General features: G+C 46.8%; 22 protein-coding genes. 17 read left to right on the top strand and 5 right to left on the bottom strand.

Annotated elements, in window-relative coordinates:
- Positions 1 to 216: 216 nt before the first annotated feature.
- From BUA56_RS10180 to BUA56_RS10130, 12 genes are all read left to right on the top strand, one after another.
- Complete coding sequence (locus tag BUA56_RS10180) at positions 217 to 3270, top strand: LamG-like jellyroll fold domain-containing protein (protein WP_072851294.1); 3054 nt, start codon at positions 217 to 219, stop codon at positions 3268 to 3270.
- 35 nt (positions 3271 to 3305) lie between these two features.
- Entirely contained in the window at positions 3306 to 5777 is a 2472-nt protein-coding gene (locus BUA56_RS22600; protein ID WP_207650928.1) for an immunoglobulin-like domain-containing protein, read from the top strand.
- A 236-nt stretch (positions 5778 to 6013) separates the two neighbouring features.
- Complete coding sequence (locus tag BUA56_RS10170) at positions 6014 to 6643, top strand: TM7S3/TM198-like domain-containing protein (RefSeq protein ID WP_072851290.1); 630 nt, start codon at positions 6014 to 6016, stop codon at positions 6641 to 6643.
- Positions 6644 to 6710: 67 nt separating this feature from the next.
- The gene (locus BUA56_RS10165) at positions 6711 to 7508 is read left to right on the top strand and encodes an SseB family protein (protein WP_072851288.1); all 798 of its coding nucleotides are present in this window, start codon (positions 6711 to 6713) and stop codon (positions 7506 to 7508) included.
- Between the two features lie 9 nt (positions 7509 to 7517).
- On the top strand, positions 7518 to 8327 hold the full coding sequence (locus BUA56_RS10160) for an amidohydrolase family protein (RefSeq protein WP_072851286.1): 810 nt from the start codon (positions 7518 to 7520) through the stop codon (positions 8325 to 8327).
- 10 nt (positions 8328 to 8337) lie between these two features.
- Complete coding sequence (locus BUA56_RS10155) at positions 8338 to 9027, top strand: MBL fold metallo-hydrolase (RefSeq protein WP_072851284.1); 690 nt, start codon at positions 8338 to 8340, stop codon at positions 9025 to 9027.
- A gap of 48 nt (positions 9028 to 9075) precedes the next feature.
- Positions 9076 to 9864, top strand: a complete 789-nt coding sequence (locus BUA56_RS10150) for a PHP domain-containing protein (protein WP_072851283.1) — start codon at positions 9076 to 9078, stop codon at positions 9862 to 9864.
- A 37-nt stretch (positions 9865 to 9901) separates the two neighbouring features.
- Positions 9902 to 11194 carry a homoserine dehydrogenase gene (locus tag BUA56_RS10145; protein ID WP_072851282.1) on the top strand — a complete coding sequence of 431 codons (1293 nt, stop codon included), beginning with the start codon at positions 9902 to 9904 and terminating at the stop codon, positions 11192 to 11194.
- A 126-nt stretch (positions 11195 to 11320) separates the two neighbouring features.
- Positions 11321 to 11473, top strand: a complete 153-nt coding sequence (locus tag BUA56_RS22975; protein WP_158640996.1) for a hypothetical protein — start codon at positions 11321 to 11323, stop codon at positions 11471 to 11473.
- A gap of 77 nt (positions 11474 to 11550) precedes the next feature.
- Positions 11551 to 12447 carry a magnesium transporter CorA family protein gene (locus BUA56_RS10140; protein WP_072851478.1) on the top strand — a complete coding sequence of 299 codons (897 nt, stop codon included), beginning with the start codon at positions 11551 to 11553 and terminating at the stop codon, positions 12445 to 12447.
- 158 nt (positions 12448 to 12605) lie between these two features.
- Positions 12606 to 14222, top strand: coding sequence for a L,D-transpeptidase family protein (locus tag BUA56_RS10135; RefSeq protein ID WP_072851281.1), 1617 nt, complete (start codon positions 12606 to 12608; stop codon positions 14220 to 14222).
- 89 nt (positions 14223 to 14311) lie between these two features.
- The gene (locus tag BUA56_RS10130; RefSeq protein WP_072851280.1) at positions 14312 to 14713 is read left to right on the top strand and encodes a DUF4190 domain-containing protein; all 402 of its coding nucleotides are present in this window, start codon (positions 14312 to 14314) and stop codon (positions 14711 to 14713) included.
- Between the two features lie 89 nt (positions 14714 to 14802).
- Here the strand turns inward: BUA56_RS10130 and BUA56_RS10125 are convergent, their stop codons facing one another.
- Positions 14803 to 17037, bottom strand: a complete 2235-nt coding sequence (locus BUA56_RS10125; protein WP_072851279.1) for a bacterial Ig-like domain-containing protein — start codon at positions 17035 to 17037, stop codon at positions 14803 to 14805.
- Between the two features lie 210 nt (positions 17038 to 17247).
- Complete coding sequence (locus BUA56_RS10120; RefSeq protein WP_072851278.1) at positions 17248 to 17880, bottom strand: HAD family hydrolase; 633 nt, start codon at positions 17878 to 17880, stop codon at positions 17248 to 17250.
- A 135-nt stretch (positions 17881 to 18015) separates the two neighbouring features.
- Between BUA56_RS10120 and sfsA the strand changes: the two genes are divergently transcribed.
- From sfsA to BUA56_RS10110, 3 genes are read left to right on the top strand one after another with little or no spacing between them, the layout of a single operon-like run.
- Positions 18016 to 18708: a DNA/RNA nuclease SfsA gene (gene sfsA / locus BUA56_RS23630; protein ID WP_103710837.1), complete on the top strand. Its 693-nt coding sequence runs from the start codon at positions 18016 to 18018 to the stop codon at positions 18706 to 18708.
- Between the two features lie 12 nt (positions 18709 to 18720).
- Complete coding sequence (mutY, locus tag BUA56_RS23625; protein WP_187143902.1) at positions 18721 to 19776, top strand: A/G-specific adenine glycosylase; 1056 nt, start codon at positions 18721 to 18723, stop codon at positions 19774 to 19776.
- A gap of 4 nt (positions 19777 to 19780) precedes the next feature.
- Entirely contained in the window at positions 19781 to 20797 is a 1017-nt protein-coding gene (locus BUA56_RS10110; RefSeq protein ID WP_072851277.1) for a glycosyltransferase family 2 protein, read from the top strand.
- 43 nt (positions 20798 to 20840) lie between these two features.
- Here the strand turns inward: BUA56_RS10110 and BUA56_RS10105 are convergent, their stop codons facing one another.
- The 3 genes from BUA56_RS10105 to BUA56_RS10095 form a co-directional block, all read right to left on the bottom strand.
- Positions 20841 to 21386: a phosphatase PAP2 family protein gene (locus BUA56_RS10105; RefSeq protein ID WP_341443415.1), complete on the bottom strand. Its 546-nt coding sequence runs from the start codon at positions 21384 to 21386 to the stop codon at positions 20841 to 20843.
- 370 nt (positions 21387 to 21756) lie between these two features.
- Positions 21757 to 22572: a glycerophosphodiester phosphodiesterase family protein gene (locus BUA56_RS10100; protein ID WP_187143903.1), complete on the bottom strand. Its 816-nt coding sequence runs from the start codon at positions 22570 to 22572 to the stop codon at positions 21757 to 21759.
- A gap of 50 nt (positions 22573 to 22622) precedes the next feature.
- The gene (locus BUA56_RS10095) at positions 22623 to 23543 is read right to left on the bottom strand and encodes a diacylglycerol/lipid kinase family protein (RefSeq protein ID WP_072851274.1); all 921 of its coding nucleotides are present in this window, start codon (positions 23541 to 23543) and stop codon (positions 22623 to 22625) included.
- A gap of 133 nt (positions 23544 to 23676) precedes the next feature.
- Here BUA56_RS10095 and BUA56_RS10090 point away from each other — a divergent pair, with 133 nt between their 5' ends.
- Together BUA56_RS10090 and BUA56_RS10085 are read left to right on the top strand one after the other, a co-directional pair.
- Positions 23677 to 24147, top strand: a complete 471-nt coding sequence (locus BUA56_RS10090; protein ID WP_072851476.1) for a methylglyoxal synthase — start codon at positions 23677 to 23679, stop codon at positions 24145 to 24147.
- Between the two features lie 66 nt (positions 24148 to 24213).
- Positions 24214 to 24975 carry an N-acetylmuramoyl-L-alanine amidase gene (locus BUA56_RS10085; RefSeq protein WP_072851273.1) on the top strand — a complete coding sequence of 254 codons (762 nt, stop codon included), beginning with the start codon at positions 24214 to 24216 and terminating at the stop codon, positions 24973 to 24975.
- The last annotated feature ends 32 nt before the right edge of the window (positions 24976 to 25007 follow it).

The following is a 25007-nucleotide window of genomic DNA, read 5'->3' as shown; positions in this document are numbered from 1 at the left end:
AAAACCTATTTACAGCAGAAACACAGAAAGAAAATGTACATTTTGCATAATAAAATTACAAAAACAGAGGGGGACGGTTGTTATAATTGTATAAAATAGGAGGCCGATTTCATGGGAAAGGGGGTCAGGATACGGTACGAGACAGAAGGGAGGGATAAAACACACAGCATTTAGTTTGACATTGGGAAATGAATAGAAAGAAGGAGGAGTAAGAGGATGAAGCAAAAGAAACTGATGTCAGGTTTTTTGGCAGGTGTGATGGCACTTTCTGCGGTGATGGCAAACAGCACAATCGTAAGCGCAGAGGGTAATGAACAGGGACTGCCTCAGCCTGTAAAGACCTATTCCTTTGAGAATGCACTGGACGGCAGTTCCATGCACGGGAAAAAGATGGCGGCGTATACCGGTGAGGCTGTCTATGCGGAAGGGTATGACGGACAGGCTGTCAGACTGGGAGACTATGGACTGAAACTGAATCACCCCTATACGGGAGAGGAATACACAGTATCTATGTGGGTCAATCCATCACAGGCGGTGCCGGTAAATGGCTCCCTGCTGTATATAGGAGCTGCGCTGGGTGCAGAAGAACAGTGGGTATCTCTGGCCGGCGATAATAACGAAGTCCTCAAAGTCTGGACAAATGATAAGGTGACCGGTGAGTTTGGATACAAAACCCCCATCTCTAATGTAAATCTGGAGAAAAACCATTGGACTTTGGTCACGGTAACCCAGTCAGGCTATGATCTTACCCTGTATCTAAATGGCAGTCCGGCAGGCTCTGGACAGGCAGCCAAGGCGCTGACAGCAGAGAGCAACGACATCAGCATTGGGGTGAATAACTGGGATGATTTATACAAGGGACTGGTTGACGAGGTACAGGTATACGATCAGGCTTTGACGCCCTCCCAGGTTTACCAGCTGTATGACCCCAGAAGTGCAGAGGAAATCTTTGAGGAAGAGGGATTCACGGCTGACGAGAGAATCACGATGTACGAGGGAAGCACCCAGCAGATCCAGGTGAATCTGCCGGGCGGTGTGACAGAGGAAAATGCTGAGATATCTTTTGAGGCTTTGGATGGCACCATAGCTTCTGTGGCTGAAGACGGTACCGTACTGGGGCTGAAAGAGGGCAAGACAACGGTGACTTCCACAGTGTCTGTGGGAACAGTCACACAGACAAAGGATACAGCGGTAATTGTAGTAAAAAATCCTACAGAGCGGGAAGAGGGCGTGGTAGCTGACTATACAATGACAGCGTCCATAAACGGTGTAATTCCTGACGCCTCCGGCCTTGGAAATGACGCCTCCATTGTAAACCCGGAGACTGTGAGGTTTGTAGGAGACGGCGAAAGGGATGTGATGGAAATCACCGGCAATAAAAGCTATATAACCCTTCCGTCCGCTATCTACGAAAGCCTTACGGATAAAGAAAATTTTACAGTGGAGGCTACGTACGCCAGGAGTCCAAAATCAGGAGCAGCTTCCTGGCTCTTCTGCATTGGATCGATTCCGCAGGGTACAGGAACAAATTATATGTTCTATGCTCCATACTTCCAATACAGCGGCGGCAGCATCCGGGCAGGAATTAAGAATGCGTCTTCCGAAAATCTGATCAATTCATCTCAGGTGCTGGCGAATGATGAGTACTATACCGTAGATATGGTTTTTGAAAATGGGAAAGTATCTCTGTTTATTGATGGGATAGAGGCAGGGCCTGCGCTGGACACAGGCTTTAGTATGGAGGAAATTGTTACTGCAGGGACTAAGGACGGAATCCTGGGATACCTGGGCAAATCCTGCTGGAGCGCAGACAGCAATTTTATTGGAAAGATCGATTCCTTTAAAATCTACGATAAGGCCCTGAGCGAGGAAGAGATACAGCAGGCGGATCCTTCGTATCAGGAAGCACTTCAGGCAAAGGTGGACGCTGCTCTGACAGAAGACAAGATTCTGGGAAATAAAAATACCGGACTTGATAACGTAAGCTACGATCTCAGTCTGCCGTTAAAATTAGACGGTCTGGATGTAAGCTGGTCAGCGGAGAGTGATCTCATAGCTGCAACCGGAAAGGTATATAACGGGGATACTGACCGGGAGGTAACGCTGACGGCAACTGTTACCGCGGGCACATTGAAAGCAGAAAAGCAATTTATTATTACGGTGAAGGCATTCGATGCAACAGCGCTGAACCAAAAACTGGAACAGGCAAATGCGCTGGATCTGAGTAACTTTACAGAAAAGTCAGCCAACGCCCTGCGGGATGCTGTGGCAGCGGCTTCCGGGGCAAAGACCCAGACAGAAGCGGATACCGGGATTGCCAAAATAGACCGGGCGGTGCAAAAACTTGTGTTTAAGCCGGAATATCAGGATCCTTGGGCGGTAATTGACGCCAGTGCGCCAAAAGAGGAGGTGGTATATAAAGCCGGAACCTCAGAGAAGCTCTATACAGTTCCTGACGCGGTAAAGGGTGCGGTGAATGTGACGTATGCATCCGATAATGAAGCAGTGGCAGTTTACAAGGACGGAACAGTAACTGCAGTTGCAAACGGGACTGCAATGCTGACCACGAAAATTGAGGCAAAGAGCAACGGATTCACTATGGAATACACAACATACGTGATTGTAAGTGAAAAACCAGAGCCGCAGCTGAAACCTGGCTGGAAGCTGTCTGATGGCAAGTGGTATTATTACGAAGATGGGAAGAAAAAAACAGGCTGGTTCTATGACGCTAGCTACGGGAGCTGGTTTTATCTTCAGGAGGAAACCGGAGCCATGGCCACAGGCTGGCTGCTGGACGGAACAACCTGGTACTACCTGAAGAGTAACGGGGCGATGGCTACGGGCTGGCTGTTGGACGGAACAACCTGGTATTACCTGAAGAGCAATGGGGCAATGGCTACGGGCTGGATACAGCTGGGAGGAACCTGGTACTATCTGAAGGACAGCGGAGCGATGGCTACGGGCTGGCTGCTGAACGGGAATATCTGGTATTATCTGAGAAGCAATGGAGCGATGGCCACAGGCTGGTTGCTGGACGGGGGAACCTGGTATTATCTGAGAAGCAGCGGAGCGATGGTCACAGGTTGGCTGCTGGATGGAAGAACCTGGTATTACCTGAAGGGCAATGGAGCGATGGCTACAGGCTGGCTGCAGTTGGGCAGCCAGTGGTACTATCTGAAAAGCAGCGGAGCTATGGCTGCCAATGAATGGATAGGCAGATATTATGTGAATGGCAGCGGAGTATGGTCAAGAACAAGGCAGACCTCCTGAAGACAGGAGAAGCAGGTATATGGAAAGGAGAAAATATGAAGTTATCAAGTGCAAAACGTATCTTAGCCGGTGGTTTATGCGGCATTATGCTTGTATCGGCAGTTCCCCCTGCAGAGGTCATGGCAGCGTCTGACATCTCATCCGTTGTAGAGTCAAATCTGAATATAAAAGAATCCCAGATTCGCCAGCAGCTGACAGGGGATCTGGTTCTTCCGGATACAGTGGAAGGGCTGGATGGAGCTTCTATACAGTACAGTGTGGCAGAGGAGGACGCCCCTTATGTGAAAGTGGAAGGGAATACTCTTAAAATTACCCGTCCTTATGCGGGGCAGGGAAATTATGATTTTACTCTGACAGCAGCTGTGACGGCAAATGATGCCAGCTGTGTAAAAGAATTTCCCATGACCATTAGAGAGGGAAATAAGGATGACTCTTATGCGGGATATCTGTACGTATGCTTTGCCAACAAAGGGGGAAGCGATGTGCAGCAGATTCACTTTTTTCTCAGTGAAGATGGTCTGAACTGGACAGCGCTTAATGGCTGTAATCCAGCGTTTCTTGCGGGGAGTGATTATACGGACCGCGTGTATAAAACAGACAATGTAAATTATGCGGTGGCAGAGGGAACTGCCATAGAAGAGACCACTGCAGGGGATGCTTCTGTCTTGTTTCCCTTCGAGGGCGAGGATCAGGGAATCCGGGATCCGTATATGCTGCGGGGGGCTAAGGCAGACGGCAGCGACTCTGATAAAGTATGGATTCTGGCAACGGATCTCAACACTATGGCCCCCCAATACGGGGGAAACTGGGGCACTATGTCACACGATGGCAGTACCAGCCTTTTCATCTATGAGACAGAGGATTTTGTAAACTGGACAAGGCGCTGGGTAGACGTTGGATCTGAGATAGAAGCAGGCGCTGCCTGGGCTCCGGAAGCCATATACAATCCGGAGAAAGACAATTATCTGATATACTGGTCCTGCCGTGTCGCTACAGACGGATACTCCAGAAACCGTATTTACTGCAACGAAACCGAAGACTTTGTAACCTTTGGCCCTACAAAAATGTATGAGCAGGAAGCTTTTTATAAGAATTGGGGCAAACTGGTGAATGCCAATGACGGATATGGCAACATTGATACTTCTCAGCTCTGGGTAGCAGATACAGAGACCGGAGATCCCTACGGAACGGTCTACCGGGTGGTCAAGGATGAGACGGACAACCACATAGAACTGATGAGTGCGGACTCTGTTCTGGATCCCAACGTGGAGTATGACAGTAGTGCTCCCGGCAGAATTACTCCTTATGAAAAGGACGGTACCCTGTTTACTACACTGGAAGAACTGAATGGAGCAGGATATAACGACTATCAGAGAGCGGACGTGGTGTGGAACTGGTTCAGGAATGAGTCTACAGGCAATCATTTCCAAAAAATTGATCAGGCGGGTATGGAGAAGTACTCCGGCGCCTATGAAGGTGCCACCATGTTTAAGTTCTTTGACCGTGAGGAATGGTGTGTCATGATCGACTACTACGGAAGAAACAGTGTGCGCTATGAGCCATATGTGACATATGACCTTTCCCGGCCAGACAGTATCCGGAAGGTTTCCGACGGTTACGGAAGAACCGGCGGGGATGTAGGATGCCATGGGGGGATGATTCCTGTTACACTGGAAGAATACAATACTCTTCTGGATACCTACAACAGTGATGCCGGTGTGGACAACTATCATGCACTCAACTATATTTCCGTGGATAAAAGAGAACTGGAAGAGGTTCTCGGACAGCTGGATAAGGCGATCAGCGATACAGAACATTATACAGCGGCCAAGATTCAGAAAATGAAAAACTGGAAGAGTCTGGGAGAGTCTTATGCAGAGGATCCCACGGTTTCATTTGAAAAAATCAGTCAGGTAGTGGCAAATGCCAAAAATCTGATAGGCGAGGTAAAACCTGAAAAGTTAAATACCTGGAGCTATGAAGAGGGAAACTGGTATTATTACAATGAAGCAGGTGAGAAGGCTAAAGGCTGGCTCAAGCTTCTGGATACCTGGTATTATTTGAAAGATGACGGCGTGATGGCCACAGGGTGGCTGAAGCTGGGGAACACCTGGTATTACCTGAAAGGAAACGGAGCGATGGCCACAGGGTGGCTGAAGCTGGGGAACACCTGGTACTATCTGAAAGAGAGCGGGGCGATGGCCACAGGGTGGCTGAAACTTGGCAGCACCTGGTACTATCTGAAAGAGAACGGAGCGATGGCCACAGGGTGGCTGAAGCTTGGCAGCACCTGGTACTATCTAAAGGACAGCGGAGCGATGGCCACAGGCTGGCTGAAGCTTGGCAGCACCTGGTACTATCTGAAGGACAGCGGAGCCATGGCCACGGGTTGGCTGAAGCTTGGGAATACCTGGTACTATCTGAAAGACAGCGGAGCCATGGCCTCCAGCCAGTGGATTGGAAAATACTATGTAAATGCCAGCGGAGCCTGGATTAAAACCAGGTAAGACGAAAGGGCGCATTCCCTGGGAGGAACGCGCCCTTTTTGCGGAAAAGGAAGCGGAGATACGATTTTATCCTTTCATGTGCCAATAAAATGTGGTATTCTTAGTATACTTGGGGGAGCACCCCTGCTATATGCTCTTTGGGAAGGCATCAGGATATGTTCTGACTGCAGATATGAGGCGGAGAATGATTTCGAATACTGCCCAAAGTGCGGGAAAAGACTTGAGGAGTGATAAACATGGAATATATAGCAAGATTGGGAGAAATCGTGCATGAAGCGGCCGCGCCGGCTCTGCTCATATGTACGGTGCTGGGACTGATAAACTGCTTCTTCGGACTCCGTCTTCTAAAAATGTGGGTAAGCATGATAGGATTTGGTATTGGCATGACGGGCGGTTATATGCTTGGCATGCATTTTGGAAATACGATAGCAATCGCTGTAATCTGCGCCTTGATAGGGGGGATTCTGCTGGCAACCCTGGCATATTGTATCTACCGGTGGGGAATCTTTCTTCTGTGCTTTTTAATGGGTACGGCTGTGTGTTATCTGTTGATTCATCCTACATCCTCGGGCAGTTTTTTTGTCTGCCTGATGGCCGGGGCAGGGGTTGGCGCCCTGGCGCTGAAATTTGTTGAGCCTGTAATTATTATCAGCACCAGCCTTCAGGGAGGAATTATGGCAGGAACCTGCATTGGCAATCTTCTTCATGCCGGGGAAAAGTGGATGGGATACGCGCTGGGAGTACTGTTTGCCATTCTGGGAATTCTAATCCAGTGGCTTGGATGGAGGCGCAGGCTTCGGGATGAAGAAATGGAAGAAAATACTTTTCAAGAAGATGGAATTGATGATACAATAGAAGAGCGATGAGAGAAAATACATAGAAGGCCGCACTCTGCTGAGTGGGGCTTTTATCAGAAAGGATCATGGAAAGACAATGGACAAAAACCAAGTGTTAAAGAAGCTGCAGATGATGGAGGTTATGTACGTACCATATGCAAGAGCAACCAATATGCCTTTTATTGTCTGCGATGAAGAGACGTATAACGATCAGATATTCATATTCAGAGAAGAAAAGGATGTACAGATATTCGCCAAAGAATATACCGCCAAGAGCATTCCCCTTATGGGCGTAAAGTTTAAAAACGACCAATTTCTGAATTTTTATACCAGTCTGTTTACTATGGGGGTAAATGCCATCGTATATACAGAGGGTGAGGAATCTGTGGAACTGGAGCTGCTGGAGTTGGTGCAGCCGCCGGACTATTCCCAGCTGCCGGAAGAAAAAAGACCGCTTTCCAATCCCCAGCTTCAGCTTACCGGTCTTTATTTTATGCAGGAACTGCGCAGAAAAGTGGACAATGAGGAAAAAAAGAATCTTCCGGAGCTGGAAGAAGAGATGGCGGCCAACCTGGTGAAGGCCCGTTATATTGTCTCCATGCGGGTAAATGAAAAGGATGACCAGGAAGTAGAGGGGGGCAAAAAATCAGAGGTACAGGTGCCCTTTGTAAAAAATAACAATGGTGAGATCTTTCAGCCGGTATTTACGGATGTGGGTGAATTTAATAAATTTAACAGGGAGAAGAATCTGAAGGGAGTAGTAATGAACTTTGATAAGCTCCAAAGTATTCTTATGGAGCAGAGCAAAGGGATCGTGGTAAATCCTCTTGGATTTAATCTCATTATTTTAAAGGAGCAGATTCCGGCGTTCGTGAAAAGATTTGAACAGGAGTAAAATGCAGGAATGATAATAGATTTTCATACGCACATATTTCCGGACAAAATTGCAAAACCTACCATAGATACATTGGCGGTGAATTCTGATGCTAAAGCTTATACAGACGGCACCAGAGATTCACTTCTGGCATCCATGAGGGAAGCCCATGTGGATCTCTCTGTGATTCTTCCTGTGGTTACCCGGCCGGGACAGTTTCCGTCTGTGAACCGTTTTGCCCGGGAGATCACTGCCCGGGAGTTTTCCCTGGGAGAACCCAATCTGATATCTTTTGGGGGAATCCATCCGGAGACGGGTAATTATAAGCAGGAGATTGATGATATAGCGGCAATGGAACTAAAGGGAATAAAACTCCACCCGGATTACCAAAAGCTGTTTATCGATGATATCAAATATCTCAGGATCATTGACAGAGCGGCCGAAAAAGGTCTGATTATCAGTGTTCACGGAGGCAGAGATGTGGGGATACCCGGTGAAATCCACTGCACGCCCAGGCGTGTGCAGAATCTCCTGAAACAGTTAGATCCGGATAAACTGATTATCGCTCACATGGGCGGGTATGACTGCTGGGATGAGGTGGAGGAATACCTGGTAGGGCGGAAGCTTTATTTTGATACAGGGTATTCTCTGGGTATTATGCCTGACGACCAGTTTCTGAGAATTGCAAGAGGACATGGCACAGATAAGATATTGTTTGCCACAGACAGTCCGTGGAGCGGCCAAAAGGAAAATATAGAATGCATCAGAAGACTGAAGCTGAAACCAGAGGAAGAAAACGCTGTATTCAGCGGCAACGCCGTCAGACTTTTGAAAGGATAGAGGGTTAGATATGACCGTTTATTTTATTTATCACAGCAGCTTTCTCGTGGAGACAGAAGAGGTATATTTGCTGTTTGACTATTTTAAGGGGGATATTCCTGTGCTAGATTCCCGGAAACCCCTGTTTATTTTTGCAAGCCACAGACATCAGGACCATTTTTCTGAGGAGATATTCCGTCTTCCTGCTGCAAAAGGACGGAAAGTAACCTATATTCTTTCCGATGATATCTGGAAGAAAAGAGTTCCTCCGGATAAAAGAGATGTGACAGTTTTTCTGGGACCGGGAGAAACCCAGAGCTTCGGAGCGGTGGAAGCAGAGACATTAAAGTCTACGGATGAAGGTGTCGCATTCCTTGTGTCCGTTGGGGATCATGTCATCTATCACGCAGGGGACTTGAACGACTGGCAGTGGGAAGGGGAGCCTGAGAAGGTAAACCGCTCATACAGGGAACAATACCGCAGTGAGATTCAGAAGTTAAGGGATAAGAAAATAGAACTGGCGTTTTTACCATTGGATCCCAGGCAGGATACATATTTTGCCGACGGATTTGACTGGTTTATGAAGCATGTATCCGTTCAGTGGGTATATCCTATGCACTGCTGGGAGGATGAAACTGTCACGGAGAAACTCAAGGAGCTGCCTTGTTCCAGGGAATATGCAGATAGAATTATAGTAAAAAGCCCTTTTAAAACGGACTGAAATTAGATACAATATTTATATAGAACACGATAGGAAGGAGCGCTTGTCATGAAGATTGACATGCATTGCCATACAAAGGAGGGTTCCCTTGATGGAAAGGTCCCCATTGAGGAATATATTGAAAAGCTGAAATCTGAAGGGTTCGGCGGAATGCTGGTAACAGACCATAATTCATACCACGGTTACCGTCATTGGAAAAAATATATTAAGGGCAAGAGGCATACGGACTTTCTCGTGTTAAAAGGAATCGAGTATGATACGTTTGGGGCAGGACACATGCTTGTAATTATGCCCGAGACAATTAAACTGCGTATTCTGGAACTGAGGGGTCTGCCGGCACATCTGCTGATCTCTATCGTTCATGCCTGCGGAGGGATTATTGGTCCGGCCCATCCCTGCGGAGAAAAGTATCTAAGTATTACGAACACAAAGTCTTATTATAAAGACCCGAGGATTATCCGAAGATTTGATTTTATTGAGGCATTCAATGCCTGTGAATCTGAGGAATCCAATGCGTCTGCGGCGAAGCTTGCGGAAAAGTACGGAAAGCCCTGTTTTGGAGGAAGTGATGCCCATAAGATAGAGTGTGTGGGAAAAGCTTACACAGAGGTTCCTGACGAAGTAAAAAGCGAATCAGATTTGATAGCCTGCGTAATGAAAGACACTCCCTTCAAAGTTGGCGGCAGCTATTATAATAAGACAACAAAGGAAAAGATGGGTAAGGCGAATAAAGTGCTGGTATATTCCTTCTGGGTATATAATAAGGTGGCCGGGCTGTCAAAAGCACATAAAAGAAATGAAAAACTGAAATCAGAGTATTCAGAAAAGGAATTATAACAAGGGAAGGAACATCCCTGGATGTGAGGATATAAGTATGGAAAAGAAAACAATTCAGGTAGCTCTTCTGGGCCTGGGAACCGTGGGCACAGGAGTTTATAAGGTACTTCAAAATCAGAGGGAGGAGATGCTCTCTAAGCTGGGAGCCGAGGTGGAAATAAAAAGAATTCTGGTACGCAATCTTGAGAAAGCGGCAAAAAAGGTAGAGGATGACTCAGTACTTACCAATCGCTGGGAAGACATTATCCATGACGATGCCATATCTGTTGTGATAGAAGTGATGGGTGGAATGGAACCTGCCCGCACCTATATTATGGAAGCGCTGGCAGCAGGGAAGCATGTGGTGACGGCAAACAAAGACCTCATAGCAGTAGACGGCAAAGAACTGCTGGATATGGCGGGAACCCATCACAGTGATCTGCTTTTTGAGGCGGCGGTAGCAGGAGGAATTCCCATAATCCGCCCGCTGAAACAATGCCTGGCAGGCAATCATATTACGGAAGTAATGGGGATCATAAACGGCACCACGAACTTTATTCTGACCAAGATGACAGAAGAGGGAATGGAATTCGAGGAAGCATTGGCTCTTGCCACTGAGCTGGGGTATGCGGAAGCGGATCCCACCGCGGATATTGAAGGGTATGATGCAGGACGAAAACTTGCCATCATGGCCTCCATTGCTTTTAACTCAAGGGTTACGTTTGACGACGTCTATACCGAGGGCATAGCCAAAATCACTGCCAAGGACATTAAATACGCAAGAGAGATGGGCTGTGATATAAAGCTTTTGGGCGTGGCCAGAAACACGGATACTGGGATCGAAGTGCGGGTACATCCTATGCTGATTCCGAGTGCTCACCCCTTAGCCTCAGTAAAAGATGCATTTAACGCAGTTTTTGTCCACGGGGATGCCGTAGGGGACACGATGTTCTATGGCAGCGGTGCAGGCGAGATGCCGACAGCAAGCGCCATTGTAGGTGATGTCTTTGATATAGCCAGAAACATCCGGTACCAGTGCAGCGGCAGAATCAGCTGTACCTGTTATAAAGAACTTCCCATCAAACAGATTGGGGATATCCGCAGCAGGTATTTCCTGCGCATGCAGGTGGATGACAAGCCGGGGGTTCTGGCAAGCGTGGCCAGTGTTCTGGCTAATAACTCTGTAAGTATTGCCCAGGTCATCCAGAAAGCAAAAAGCTCAGAGACTGCTGAGATTGTGGTGATCACAGACTCTGTGGAAGAAAGACATTTTAATGATTCCCTGGCAATCTTTCAGGGGATGTCCGTGATAAGAAAAATCTCTTCCGTAATCCGAGTGTATGGTGAATAATGCCGTTTTATGCCGAATAATGCAGTAAATCTTAACACATCTTAACTACCGGTATCTTTCACTGCCCTTTATAATTATTTCTGTATAGAAGATCGTGAGACAGGAAAAAGGAAAGGGAGGTCAGGGATGAATGAGGCAGTATTGAGGGATGAGTTAAAGAAACTGCAGCAGGAGAACAGTATGTTAAAAGAAAGCATTATTGTTCTGAAAAAAATAATTACGGTAAAAAATCGGACCATAAACAGGATGCTGGACCGTTACATACTGCAGCAAAAATAGGAAGAGGCTGAAACCTCTTCCTATTTTTGTATGTCCCAGACGGTTCCTCTGCCGGAGCCGGGAAAGGAGAAAACGACGTGAATGATTCTGTAGAAGAAGATAAAATTTCTGAGGACTGTCCTCTGGTCCAGGTTATGACCCTGGAAGAGTACAGAAATTCCCGGGAGAGGGTTACCCAGGAGCTGATTTTTGAGAGAAATCTTAATCACATTCATTACTGCAAAGCAGATTGGCTGGATCAGGCAATCTTCGGGACCTTTTTAATACCGAGAAAGGAAGCACTGCTGGGGGATAAAAGCGGTTTCAGTTTTTATCTGGATCGAAAACGGCTGCTGTTTATTGATGACACTGGCTTTGCCCAGTCACTTATGAACAGCATAGCAGAGGAGAAAAGCTCAGAAAAAACGTCACTGGTACATTTGCTTTTTCAGTTTATGGAATACATGATTCGGGACGATGTCCTTTTCCTTCAAAAGTATGAGGAAAAGCTTACCACTATGGAGGAAGAACTTCTGGATAAAGGATTGGACAATGTGAACCGGGCAATTCTGCGATGCCGCAAAGAGCTCCTGCGGCTGAACTCCTATTATGAACAGCTTGCCGATATGAGTGAGACTCTGGTGGAGAACCACAATGGCTTTCTGGATGAAAAGGACTGTTATCTGTTTCGCCTGTTCGGGGACAGAGCATCCCGGCTGTATTCTAACACGCAGGCCTTGAAAGAATATACGATGCAGATTCGCGAAATGTATCAGTCTCAGATTGACATCAGACAGAACCGCATCATGTCTTTTCTGACCATTGTTACCACGGTTTTTATGCCCCTTACCCTTATCACTGGGTGGTATGGAATGAATTTTGATAAAATGCCGGAGCTTCACTGGGAATATGGATACCCTCTGATTGCCTTTCTGAGCCTTTTCATTATATTGCTGGAGATCTGGTATTTTATAAGGAAAAGGTGGTTAAAATAAAAGAAGAAGGCGGGAATATTCCAGCTTTTTTTCTTTCATTGACAAAGTGTGACAAAAATCTTAATTTTTGTTAAGATCTTTGTTTTCCTCTGCTATCAGAAAAAAAATTATGCTATAATGTTAGCGTTATTGTGAAGAGAGTAGGAGTGTAAATAGAGATGTCGAAGAAAAAAAAGAAGCTACAGGAGAATCAGGTAGAAGCAGCAGGTGCCGTGGATCCGCGAATTGACGAGGCAATGGCCAAGATCGTTCAGGACACCATAGGCAATGATACCGTATATGACCAGCCTAAGAAAAAAAAGAATAGAAAGGCTGCAAAGGCCTCTGGCCAAAAGTCTAAGATGAAGAAGAAAAAGAGTAAAAATACGGCGTTAAAGGTGACCGGTATCGTTGCAGGTGTTGTTATATTGCTGGCAGGTGCAGCTTATGGGGTCGGCGCATACTACTATCACGACAAGTTCTTTAAAGGAACAGAGATTAACGGGATTAACTGTGAGAATATGACTGTGGAGGAGACAGAAGATCTGATCCGCAGGCAGGTAGAGGATTATAAGATAACTGTTCAGTTCAGGGGAGACCAGGCTCAGGAGATTCTGGGAAGTGATATCGGTTATCAGTATGTATCCAACGGAGACGCAGAAAAGATTTTAAAGGAGCAGAATCCGCTGCTGTGGATTAGAGGCTATTTTAAGCCGGAAAAATACGAGGCGGCTAAGAATATATCCTTTGACGAGAATCAGCTGAGAACCAAACTGGATTCCCTGGACTGTATGATAGCCGAAAACCAGGAGGCGCCCCAGGATGCCTATGTTACCTTCCAGGAGACAGAATTTGTTATAGTGGATGAAGTACAGGGCACAACCATTGATGAAAATACCATGTTTGAGGCGTTAAAGACTGCGGTCTCTGAAAGCAGGCCTGATGTCTCTGCTGAGGAAGCAGGTGCCTATGCCGCACCTTCCGTTACAAAAGATAATCAGGATCTGATCGCCCAGAGAGATATGCTGAATACTTATGCCAAGGCAAGCATTACCTATACCTTCGGAGAGCAGACAGAGCTGCTGGACGGATCTATTATAAAAGACTGGTTCGATTATGACGAGAACGGCAATATAATTGAAAATGAAGATACCTTTAAGGCAAATGCAAAAGAATATGTAAAGTCTCTGGCTGCCAAATATGACACCGTGGGGAAAGAGCGATCCTTTCACAGCACGGCAGCAGGTGCTGACATTACGGTGAAGGGCGGCTCATATGGCTGGAAAATCAACCAGAAGAAAGAGGTAGCACAGCTGATCGAGGAGATTAAAGCTGGTACAGTCACTACAAGAGAACCGATCTATTCGTCAACTGCCGTATCCAGAGACGGCAATGAAATAGGCAATACGTATGTGGAGGTTGACCTGGGAAATCAGCATATGTGGTTTTATAAAGACGGACAGCTGATTGTAGACTCTGACTTTGTATCGGGAAATATGTCATACAAGGACCGTGTAACTCCTTCCGGTGTATATTCTCTCTATTACAAGCAGAGAGACAAGACACTGAGAGGAAAGAAGAATCCTGACGGAACTTATGAATATGAATCACCGGTTAAGTACTGGATGCCTTTTAATGGAGGAGTGGGACTTCATGACGCTTCCTGGAGAAGTAATTTCGGCGGGAATATCTATAAAACCAGCGGGTCTCACGGATGCATTAACCTACCAAGAAGCAAAGCGCAGGTGCTGTATGAAAACATTGAAAAGGATGTACCGATTGTCTGCTTCTATTAATTAAGCAGTATACCTATCAAAGACGCCCCGGGGCAGAATACACCGGGGCGCAGTTATCATTAGAATACATAGTGTTTAGGAGGATAAGAATGGAACTAATGAAATGTCCCCAATGTGGCTCTCAGTTTCCTGAGAATACCAGAAAATGTCCGGTCTGTGACTATATCCTGGATGGAAGCGGCTATTATGAACCGGAGAGTGATATTTCTCAATATGAGCCCCCCTATGGGTCCGTGTATGAGGAAAGACCGGAGCAGACGGGAGGGACCGGTTTGGCCATAGCTTCTATGGTCCTGGGAATCGTTGCTATTGTACTTACTTGTCTGTTTATTGGAATTCTGCCAGGCATAGTGGGATTGGTATTGGGAATTGTCTCTATTGCCAAGGATAAGCCCGGAAAGGGAATGGCGGTGGCCGGGATTGTAACATCGGCCATCGGAATTGTCCTTTTCTTTTTGATGTTTGCAGTGATATTGGCAATTCCCACATAATGTTTTGGATAAAAGGGGTGATGCCGCGGCTGAATTAACCGCGGCATCACCCTTTTTTGAATTAGAAGAAAGGAGGCGTATATTCATTGTTATTTTTTAGAAGCCATTCCCAAAAACTTTTTCTTGAGAAGCACCACTGCTGCCCCGGCAGATACAGCTGCCATCAGAGAAAGCATAAGTATGGGTGCAGGATCTCCTGTTTTGGCAGCTTTTAATGTTTTGGTTTTGCTGTCAGAGTCATTGGAAGAGGAGACGGATTTTACAAAGGTGGCAGTAACTGTGACATCTTCTGCCGGCATGACAAAGGAATTTCCCTTTATGGCTTTTTTATTCACAAGTATATTTTTGAGCTTATATCCTTTGCTGGCCTTTGCAGTGACTGTGATCTTATCTCCTTCTTTTGCAGTTGTCTTAGAAACAGTGATCGTTCCGTTTGACGGGTCTTTCACTGTAATCTTATAGGTTTTCTCTGATACACTTATCTTCTGTTCTGCAGTTTTGCCTTTATAGGTGATCGTGACCGTTTTGTCACTGGTTTTCAGCGCTCTGTCAGGGGAAATTGAGAGGTCTTTGCTGTCAATTGCCAGCTTGGTAGAATCGCTGAAGACAGCGGTGACTTCCATTCCTTTTGTGCTGAACGTTTCCCCTTCGGTGTACTTTGTCTTATCCGGTGGGGTGGTAATGGTAATCTTCTCCAGGGTGACAGCAGCTACGACCTGAATCTTCTGTTCTGCGGTTTTGCCCTTGTAGGAGACAATAACTTTTGTATCGGTGGTTTTCAAGGCACCGTCAGGGGTGATGGACAGCTCCTTAGTATCTAAAGCCTTTCTGGTACTGTCGCTGTAAACTGCAAATACCTCCATTCCCGCAGGATCAAAGACTTCACCCTCTGTATAATTTACTTTCTGAGGGGGAGCAGTAATCTGGATACGTTCCATCACAAGAGCAGGAAGTACTTTAATATCCAGTGTGGCCGTCTTGTCCTTGTAGCTCAGGGTGATTTTTGTATCTTGGAGCGTCAGGTCCTCCTCAGGGGAGAAGCCGATATCTTTCGTATCCAAAGCCTTTTTTGTAAGATCACTGTAAACAGCACTGACCTCCATACCCGAGGGATCAAAGCGTTCCCCTTCTGTATAAGTCAGTTTATCCGGCTGATGAGTTACTTCAATACCTGTGAGGGTGACAGCCGGCTGTACCGTGACAGAAAATGAAGTAGATTTACCCTGGTAAGTAATGGTTATAACGTTGTCGCCGGCGGTCAAAGGCCGGTCAGGAGTCATAGTCAATTCCTGACTGCTGATGACTTTCGGCGCCCCGCTGGTAAAAAAGGCGGAGACTTCCATACCTGCCGGGTCAAATGTCTCTCCCTCTGTGTAGGAAAGCGTATCCGGCAGTTTGGTCACCTCGATCCGATCCAGTGTAACCGCAGGTGCTACACGGATAGGGAAGCTGGCTGTCATTTGACTGTAGCCTACAGTAACCAGTGTGTCAGTTGTTTTCAGATTATCAGTAGGTGATATGGTATATTCTCCGGGGGAGAGAACCTTTGGATCTCCTTTATCGTACACAGCTGTGACAGTAAGTCCTGTGATATCAAGGCTGTCTCCTTCCTCATAATCGGTACGGTCAGGAGGAGTAAGCCTGAGCTCAGTCAGGACAGGAGGGGGATCCTCCTTTGGCTTCTGCTCCTTTACAACGGTTATGGGCTGAACGGCCGTGAGCCCCAGATAAGTAATGGTTATCTGGGTATCTGCAGGGGTCAGACTGCCTTTGGGAGCAATGGTATAGTCAGAACCCGAGAGCACCTCAGAGGGAACCTGACTGTCCTTTTTATATACGGCTGTCACTGCCATGCCGGCAGGATCAAACGATTCCCCTTCTTTGTATTCGGTCTTTTTGGGAGGGGATGTTACGGTAATCTTTTCGGGAGCTGATTTGACAATTACTTTGACTTCTTTGCTTTTCAGGGCCGTTTCCGGGGATGCCGCAAGCTTGGCTTCCACAACATAGATGGTAGTTCCGGCTTTTTCAGTGTCCGGAGTGTAGACCGCACTGGAAGCATTCTTAAGCGGCGAGAGCTTTCCTTCCGAGGAAGTATACCACTGGTAGACGACAGAACTGCCGTCTTTGGCAGTGGCTGTGCCGTCAAGGGCTTCTGGTGTTTTGCCTGTACCGTACGTAAATGTTGCTCCGTTTTTCATATAATCCTTTGCAAAGGCCAGACCGTCTGCAGCATCTTCGGCCCATGCAGTGACGGGCACACTGCCTGCCGTTAACAGTAATGTTAAAAAGATAGATAAAATACGTTTCCTGGTTTTCTTCATATCCATTCGCCTCCAATCTATAGTGGGCACAGCGCACCTTTCGCTGACCGCCTGGCTAATTCTGAAAAGTGTAGAAGAAGAACATAAATAGTCTGTATTTATATAAGTATTATATAATTTATTATGACTAAAGTAAATTAAGATTCAATGAATTTTGCTTAATATCTTAGGTAATAATTACTGAAAATGGAGGCATTTTTTTGGCGTGATTCAGGAAAGAAATAAGCGGGTCAGATCCCCAAGAGCGGCAATGCTGTAATCGGGATCCTCTGTGGTTCCAAAGCCATAGGAGGCAAATACAAAGGGAATCCCTGCTTCCCTGGAGGCGCAGTGATCGCCGTCTGTATCCCCCACATAGACTGGTGCCTGCAGATGGTGGCGGCGAATGATTTCTTTGATATTAGCGGCCTTAGCATTGCCTGTATCCCCCGGGCAGAGGTGGTCCTGAAAGTAGTGTCCGAATCCAGTATTCTCAAGAAATACTTCAATATATCCTCCCTGGCAGTTGCTGACAATATACAGGGGATAGACCGCTGACAGCTGCTCTAGCGTACACTCCAGGCGGGGATACAGAGGTACCTGAGCCCGAAGCAGCACCTCATGTTCTCTCTCACAGCACAGATGAATTAGTTCCAGCTGTCTTGCAGGAGATTCATTGGGAAAGAGCGCCCTGGCTATATCCGGAAGTGTACGGCCAAACAAAGATTTGAGAGTTTCGGCTGTGAGAGGAGGAATGGAAACCTCCTCCCGGATCCGGATCTGGTTCCACGCTTTTGCCACCAAATGAGTGGAATCCCACAGGGTTCCGTCTACATCAAAAATAATACTATCTATTGGTTTCATATTCGTTCTCCTTTGTAGTATAATAAGTCCTGTGACCGGACCGTCTGTATGCAGATGCTGCAGAACGCCGGCGCATGTGAATATTGTAAAGAAACTCATCTAAAAAAGCAAGAAATATTAGATACGGGGGATACTATGAGATACAAAAGTGTACAGGAGGGGATTTTCTTGAGACGTCCCAACCGGTTTATCGCCCATGTGATCACTGAGGGAAAAGAGGAGGTCTGTCATGTGAAGAATACAGGCAGATGCAAAGAGCTCCTGATTCCCGGGGCTAAAGTTTATCTGGAAAAGAGCAGCAATCCCAACCGGAAAACAAAATTTGATGTGATAGGTGTAGAGAAGGGGAATCTTTTGATTAATATGGATTCTCAGATTCCCAACAAGGCAGCGGGGGAGTGGCTTGCCAAGGGGAACCTCTTTTCCGGCAGTGCGCTCATACGCCCGGAGACAAAATACGGCAATTCCAGGTTTGATTTTTATGTGGAAGATTGCGGAAGGAAAGCGTTTCTGGAGGTTAAAGGTGTCACTTTGGAGGATGAAAAAACAGCCAAATTTCCCGACGCACCTACTTTACGGGGCGTGAAGCATGTGTTAGAGTTAGGGGAGTGTGTACGGGCAGGGTATGAGGCTTATCTGCTCTTTGTGATTCAGATGAAGGGGGTAAGGAAGATGATGCCCAACTGGGAGACACACCCGGAGTTTGGAGAAGCGCTGATAAAAGCCCGGGATCAGGGGGTCCATATTCTGGCTTATGACTGTCTGGTGGAAGCGGACAGAATTGAGATTATGGATGCCGTGCCTGTATCCCTGGAGAGACCGGAATAGAAAGGCAGAAAAATGATACCGAGAGAGATTGTACAGCCGCTGCTCGGCTGGTTTTATGAAAACAAGAGAGATCTGCCCTGGAGGAGGGAACCTTCGGCTTACCATGTATGGCTGTCGGAAATTATGCTGCAGCAGACCAGAGTGGAGGCAGTGAAAGAATATTACAGCAGATTTTTGGACGCTCTTCCGGAGATTGAAGATCTGGCCGCCTGTCCGGAAACCCGGCTGCTGAAGCTCTGGGAGGGGCTGGGTTACTATAACAGGGTGAGAAACATGCAGAAGGCGGCCAGGACAGTGGTGGAGCATTACGGGGGAGCGCTTCCTCCGGATTACGAACAGCTTTTGGAGCTTCCCGGCATTGGAAGCTATACGGCAGGTGCCGTGGCGTCTATCGCATTTGGGATTCCGAGACCTGCCGTGGACGGCAATGTTCTGCGGGTAATCGCAAGAATAACGGAAAATGAAGAGGATATTCTAAAGCAATCGGTAAAGACTAAGACAGAGAGGGAACTGGCAGAGATTATGCCCAAGAACGCTCCGGGAGATTTTAATCAGAGTCTGATGGAGCTGGGAGCCCTCGTATGCATACCCAACGGTATGGCAAAATGCGGGGCGTGTCCTCTGGCGGAACTTTGTCTCGCGAGAAAGCATGACCGGGTCATGGAGCTGCCGAAAAAAGCGGGAAAAAAGCAGAGAAGGCTGGAGAAGAGGACGGTTCTGCTAATCCAGGATGGGGAAGACTTTGCCATACGGAAACGGGAGAAAAAGGGTCTGCTGGCCGGTATGTATGAATTTCCCAATCTGGAAGGCTATAAGAGTCAGGAGGAGATTCTGGAGTATGTCCGGGAACTGTCCTGTCAGCCTGTGCGCATCCAGACGCTGACACAGGCAAAGCATATATTCTCTCATGTGGAGTGGGAGATGAAGGGGTACCGGGTACTGATAGAGCCCAGGGAAAAGAGAAATACAGATGGTCTCCTTTTTGTGAACAAAAAAGAGACAAAGGGAAAATACCCTATTCCGGCTGCCTTTGCAGCTTACAGAAAATATCTCGAGGAGGACATATAAATAGATGAAATTACTATCCATAGCAGTTCCTTGCTACAACTCAGAAGCTTATATGCGCAAGTGCATCGACTCCCTGCTGCCGGGAGGAGAGCAGGTAGAGATTATAATCGTAGATGACGGCTCTGGAGACAGCACAGCCGGGATCGCAGATGAATACGCAGAGAAATATCCGGGCATTGTAAAGGCAGTACATCAGGAAAACGGAGGGCACGGCGCTGCAGTCAATACGGGAATTAAAAATGCTACCGGACTGTATTTCAAGGTTGTGGACAGCGACGACTGGGTGAATCTGGAGGCATACCAAAAGATCCTTGACACTATCAAGGATATTGCCGGGGGACCGTATACTCTGGACATGCTGATCAGCAATTTTGTATATGAAAAGCAGGGTGCCAGGAGGAAGAAGGTAATGAAGTACACCAAGTATCTGCCCCAGGACCGTATCTTCACCTGGGAGGATATGAGACATATGGGGACAGGCAAGTACATTCTGATGCATTCGGTGATCTACCGTACAAAGCTGCTTCGGGAGTGCGGGCTGGAGCTTCCCATGCATACCTTTTATGTAGATAATCTGTTTGTATACCAGCCGCTGCCCAGTGTACGGACAATGTATTATCTGAACGTTAATTTCTACCGCTATTTTATCGGGAGGGAAGATCAGTCTGTCCATGAAGACGTAATGATTCGAAGGATTGATCAGCAGATAAAAGTAAACAAGCTTATGATAGATTCTATTGCAATGAAACGTCTCGACAATAAAAGAATGCGGCAATATATGCTGAACTATCTGGATATTATCACGGCAGTGTCATCTATTATGCTGATCCGATCCGGGACAGATGAAAACTTTGAAAAGAAGAAAGAACTCTGGAAATATCTGAAGACGGCAGATGCCCATCTCTACCGCAGACTTCGTTTCGGACTGCTGGGACGGTGCGTGAATCTTCCGGGAAAGAGCGGCCGGGAGGTATCCGTTGCCGTCTACCGGGTCGTTCAGAAGTTTTATGGATTTAACTAATAAAAAGGTTCCTGCCGGTAATCGGAAGGAACCTTTCACATTCTTATTTGGCTGCAGCTTCTGCAGCTTTGGCTTTCTGAGGGGCCGTTCTGGGCTTGTATATGACCTGGTAACAGATAAAATATAAGGCGAAGGCCGTAATAACATCCAAAAGCGTATGCTGTTTTAAAAACACAGTTGCCAGGACAATCAGCACAGTGAGAATCAGAGTGCCGCCTTTGACCGCTCGGTGTTTTTTCAGCCCTTCGCACTTGAAGATGGCCGTACATGCCGCCACAGAATTATAAACATGGATGCTGGGCAGTATATTGGTCGGTGTATCGATCCGGTACAGGTGCTTTACCATGTCCACAAAGATATTATCCCGGGCAAATACTACAGGCCTTAGATCCTGGGCATTGGGATAGACATAAGAGATTACCAGAAACAGAGTCATACCGATTCCCAGCGTTGTGATGAGCCTGTAATAATCGGCTTTATTCTTGTTGATAAAGGTAAAATAAAATACAGTTGCCGCTATGAATGCAAACCATAAGAAGTATGGCACTATAAAGTATTCACAGAAAGGAATGGCATCATCAATTTTCATATGAATGATATGAAAACGTACATTATTCCGCTGTTCCAGGTACGTAAATCCCATCATGTAAAGTATACCGAAAACAGGTATTATCCAGGCGTGTTTGTATTTTTTAATGATATTCAAAGGGGTCACCTCTTTAATTTATTGGTGAATATTTTTAATCAACTGCATTATAGCACAGGGATCTGAGGATAACAATGCAGTTCATTTATATTTAAGAAAACGTTCACAAACTGGCTATTTATCTTGTAAGCAGATAAGACTCCCGCCGCTATTGGTGGTGAGTAAATAACAAAATCGTCTTGATGGGAGTCCAATCTCCTTCCAAGATAAAGCCCCCGGCGGCTCGCAGCAAGTACGCAGAGGCGTACTTGAATTATGAATGGGGTATAAAATTGTCAAAGATCAGGGAATCATACCGGTTCAGGCAGCGTTCATATGCTTTCTGAGATCGTATAGTCCATACCATAGTCATGGTTCCCAGCAGGCTGCGGAGTATGCAGAAGCTTATATTATTAGTGTCTTTATAGCAGTAAGAAATAAAGTCCGGGCGGCTCAGCACGTTGGTGAGCAAATGTTTGACCAGGAAGCTTAACAGGTATCCGCCCTCCGCCACAGGTCTTGTCAGGTTGCTGGACAGCTGCCCTCTTACAACATCCGGCCGGTGCACCCGATACCAGAAAAGGGCCAGAGAATTAAATGATTCAATGCAGTAACTGCCTTTGTAACCAGCCATTGCTTTATCTACCAGTGCGCAGGTAGAGGTGCTGAAACAGGGCAGCTTAATCTCTATCAGGAGCGGCACCTGTCCGTCTACCAGCTTCAGCACCTGGGAGAACAGAGGAATCTGTTCCTTGGTATGCAGCAGAGTGAGCTCTTTTAGCTGCTCATAAGTTTTCTCTCTTACGTGGATATCCAGGCCGCACATACGGCTCAGCGTGCTGTCGTGGAAGACTACCAGCTGCTGGTCCTTGGTGAGCTGCACATCCAGTTCAATTCCATAGCCTTTGCTTACCGCCCGGGAAAACGCAGGTAGAGAATTCTCCGGAATTCCTTTTTCATTGGAAAACAGCCCTCTGTGGGCAAACAGAATATGTCGGAAGCTTCTGCTCTCTCTTCGATGGGTAAACCTTGGGAGAATACAGAATATGTAAAGAAGGAACAGGATTAGCAGGCATGTCAGTATTTTCATTATTATTCAGACCTTTCTCTCTATATAATGCCGTATCATTGGGAGGAGACTCAGCCTGGGGTAATGACAGAAATCTGTTCGCTGGCTGTGGACAGGGAAATGGAATCCGCATATCCGCAGGATTCCCCGTCACTGTGTACCGGCAGGGGACGGTCTGTGTGAATATCTATCTGCCTGCAGGAAAACATATGTATCCCTTTTAGATGAATATGTTTTCCCCAAAAAGCTGTGGGGAGCATCAGAAGAATTTTGGGTTTGCTCAGATTTCCCACAACACAGATATGAAGCTTTCCGTCATCGCTTTTTGCTCCGGGGGCAAACTGAAACCCTCCCCCTTCGTATTTTTGGTTCATGGCTGCGGCAAAATAAAGTCTGGGAAAATGCAGTGTCTGCTTTTTATCCAGGCATATGCGGGCCTGACAGGGTTTGAATAAAAAAAGCTGCCGGAGCGCTATCCCCACATAGGTAAGCTTGCCCAGTCCCAGGTGATTCAGTGTGTCCTTGATGGGGGAGGCGAGGGCTTCATGGCAGATGGCCGCGTCAAAGCCGATACCTGCACTGACGCCAAAGCATCTGGTGTGATACCGGGTTTTCAGGGTGCCGATGTCCATCTCTGCAACGGCGTGGGAAGAAAGTATGAGAGAAAGCGCCTCAGCGGGATCGAAGGGGATTCCCATTCCCCGGGCAAAGTCGTTTCCTGAGCCGGTAGGTATGTAACCTAAAGTAATACGGGCAGGGTGGGTGAGACCGTTCAGAACTTCGTTGACGGTTCCGTCCCCTCCCACGACGACGATGGTGCATGTGTGGTGCCTGTCTTCCAGTTCATGGGCCAGGCGGGCAGCGTGTTTTTTATATAGTGTAAAATAAGCTTCATAGGGAATCCCGCGGGATTCAAGCTCATGCTGGATCTTATCCCAGATCACTGCACCATACCCGGAGCGTGAGCGGGGGTTGATTATAAAATAGTACATAATAGTTCTCCTTATCCTATTCCTATTGTAGCAGTTTGATGCATGCAGAACAAGGAAAAATGAATTTGCATTTGCCGGAAAGTGTGATACTATGAAAAAGGAAATACAAAAGCCTAAGAAAAAGGAGAAAAGCATGAACGAAGATTTTGTGACATTTACCATTCGTAAGAAAAAAAACATTGCATTAATTGCCCATGATAATGAAAAACCAAAATTAATCCAGTGGTGTAAAGATAATTATGAGATATTAAAAGAGCATTCTCTCTATGGAACCGGCACAACGGCGAGGATGATTACGGATAAAGCAGGCCTGTCAGTAAAGGGATACAACAGCGGGCCCCTGGGCGGTGACCAGCAGATTGGGGCGAAGATTGTAGAAGGAGTCATAGATTTTGTGGTATTCTTCTCGGATCCGCTGACTGCTCAGCCCCACGATCCTGACGTGAAGGCTCTGATGAGGATTGCTCAGGTCTATGATATCCCTATGGCAATTAATAAGGCTACGGCTGATTTTATGCTGAATTCCAGATTCATGGCGGAAGAATATGACCATGAAGTCATTAATTTTAAGAAAAGCGTAGACGATCGGGCAGAGACTATGTAAATCTTGTGTGCCCGGATTCCGGCTGCCTGCATACACTAATTATAAAGCAATGCAAGGAGTCTACAATTGGCATATAAGATAGTAATTGATGCCGGACACGGTGGCACGGATCCGGGTGCGGTTTATCAGGGACGGCAGGAAAAGGACGATAATCTTCGCCTGGCACTGGCGGTAGGCCAGATTCTGGAGGATAACGGAGTAGATGTAGTATATACCAGAACCACAGACGTGTATCAGACACCCTTTGAAAAAGCTACCATAGCAAATGAGTCCGGAGCTGATTTCTTTATCTCATTCCACCGTAATTCCAGTCCCCGGCCCAACCAGTATTCCGGAGTGGAGACGCTGGTATACGATAAATCAGGAGAAAAGCTGGATATGGCAGAGAATATCAACGGCGCTCTTGGAGAACTGGGATTCAATGAGCTGGGGGTGACGGCCAGACCGGGGCTTGTGGTATTGAGAAGAACCAAGATGCCCGCGGTACTCATCGAGACAGGATTCATCAATACAGATGAAGACAATCAAAGGTTCGATGCACAGTTTGATGAGATTGCACAGGCAATTGCTGCGGCTATTATGGGAACCTTAGATGAGGAGACCGTGGAGGAACCTACCCTGTATCGGGTTCAGGTTGGTCTCTTCCGGGTAAAGAGCAATGCAGATAATCTGCTGTACGAATTGCTGGATAAAGGCTATCCCGCATTTATGCTGGATGAGGACGGATACTATAAGGTGCAGGTAGGCGCTTTCAGACAGCTGGATAATGCCATTAAGATGGAGCAGAGGCTGCGCAGGGATGGATACAGTACTTTAATTACAACGTAACAGGGTCTGAGACCCATAGGCACATCTGCTGC

Source organism: Lactonifactor longoviformis DSM 17459, from assembly GCF_900129135.1.
Classification (GTDB): domain Bacteria; phylum Bacillota; class Clostridia; order Lachnospirales; family Lachnospiraceae; genus Lactonifactor; species Lactonifactor longoviformis.
Note: the sequence above shows the minus strand (reverse complement) of the source record. Positions and strands in the feature narration are given on the sequence as shown.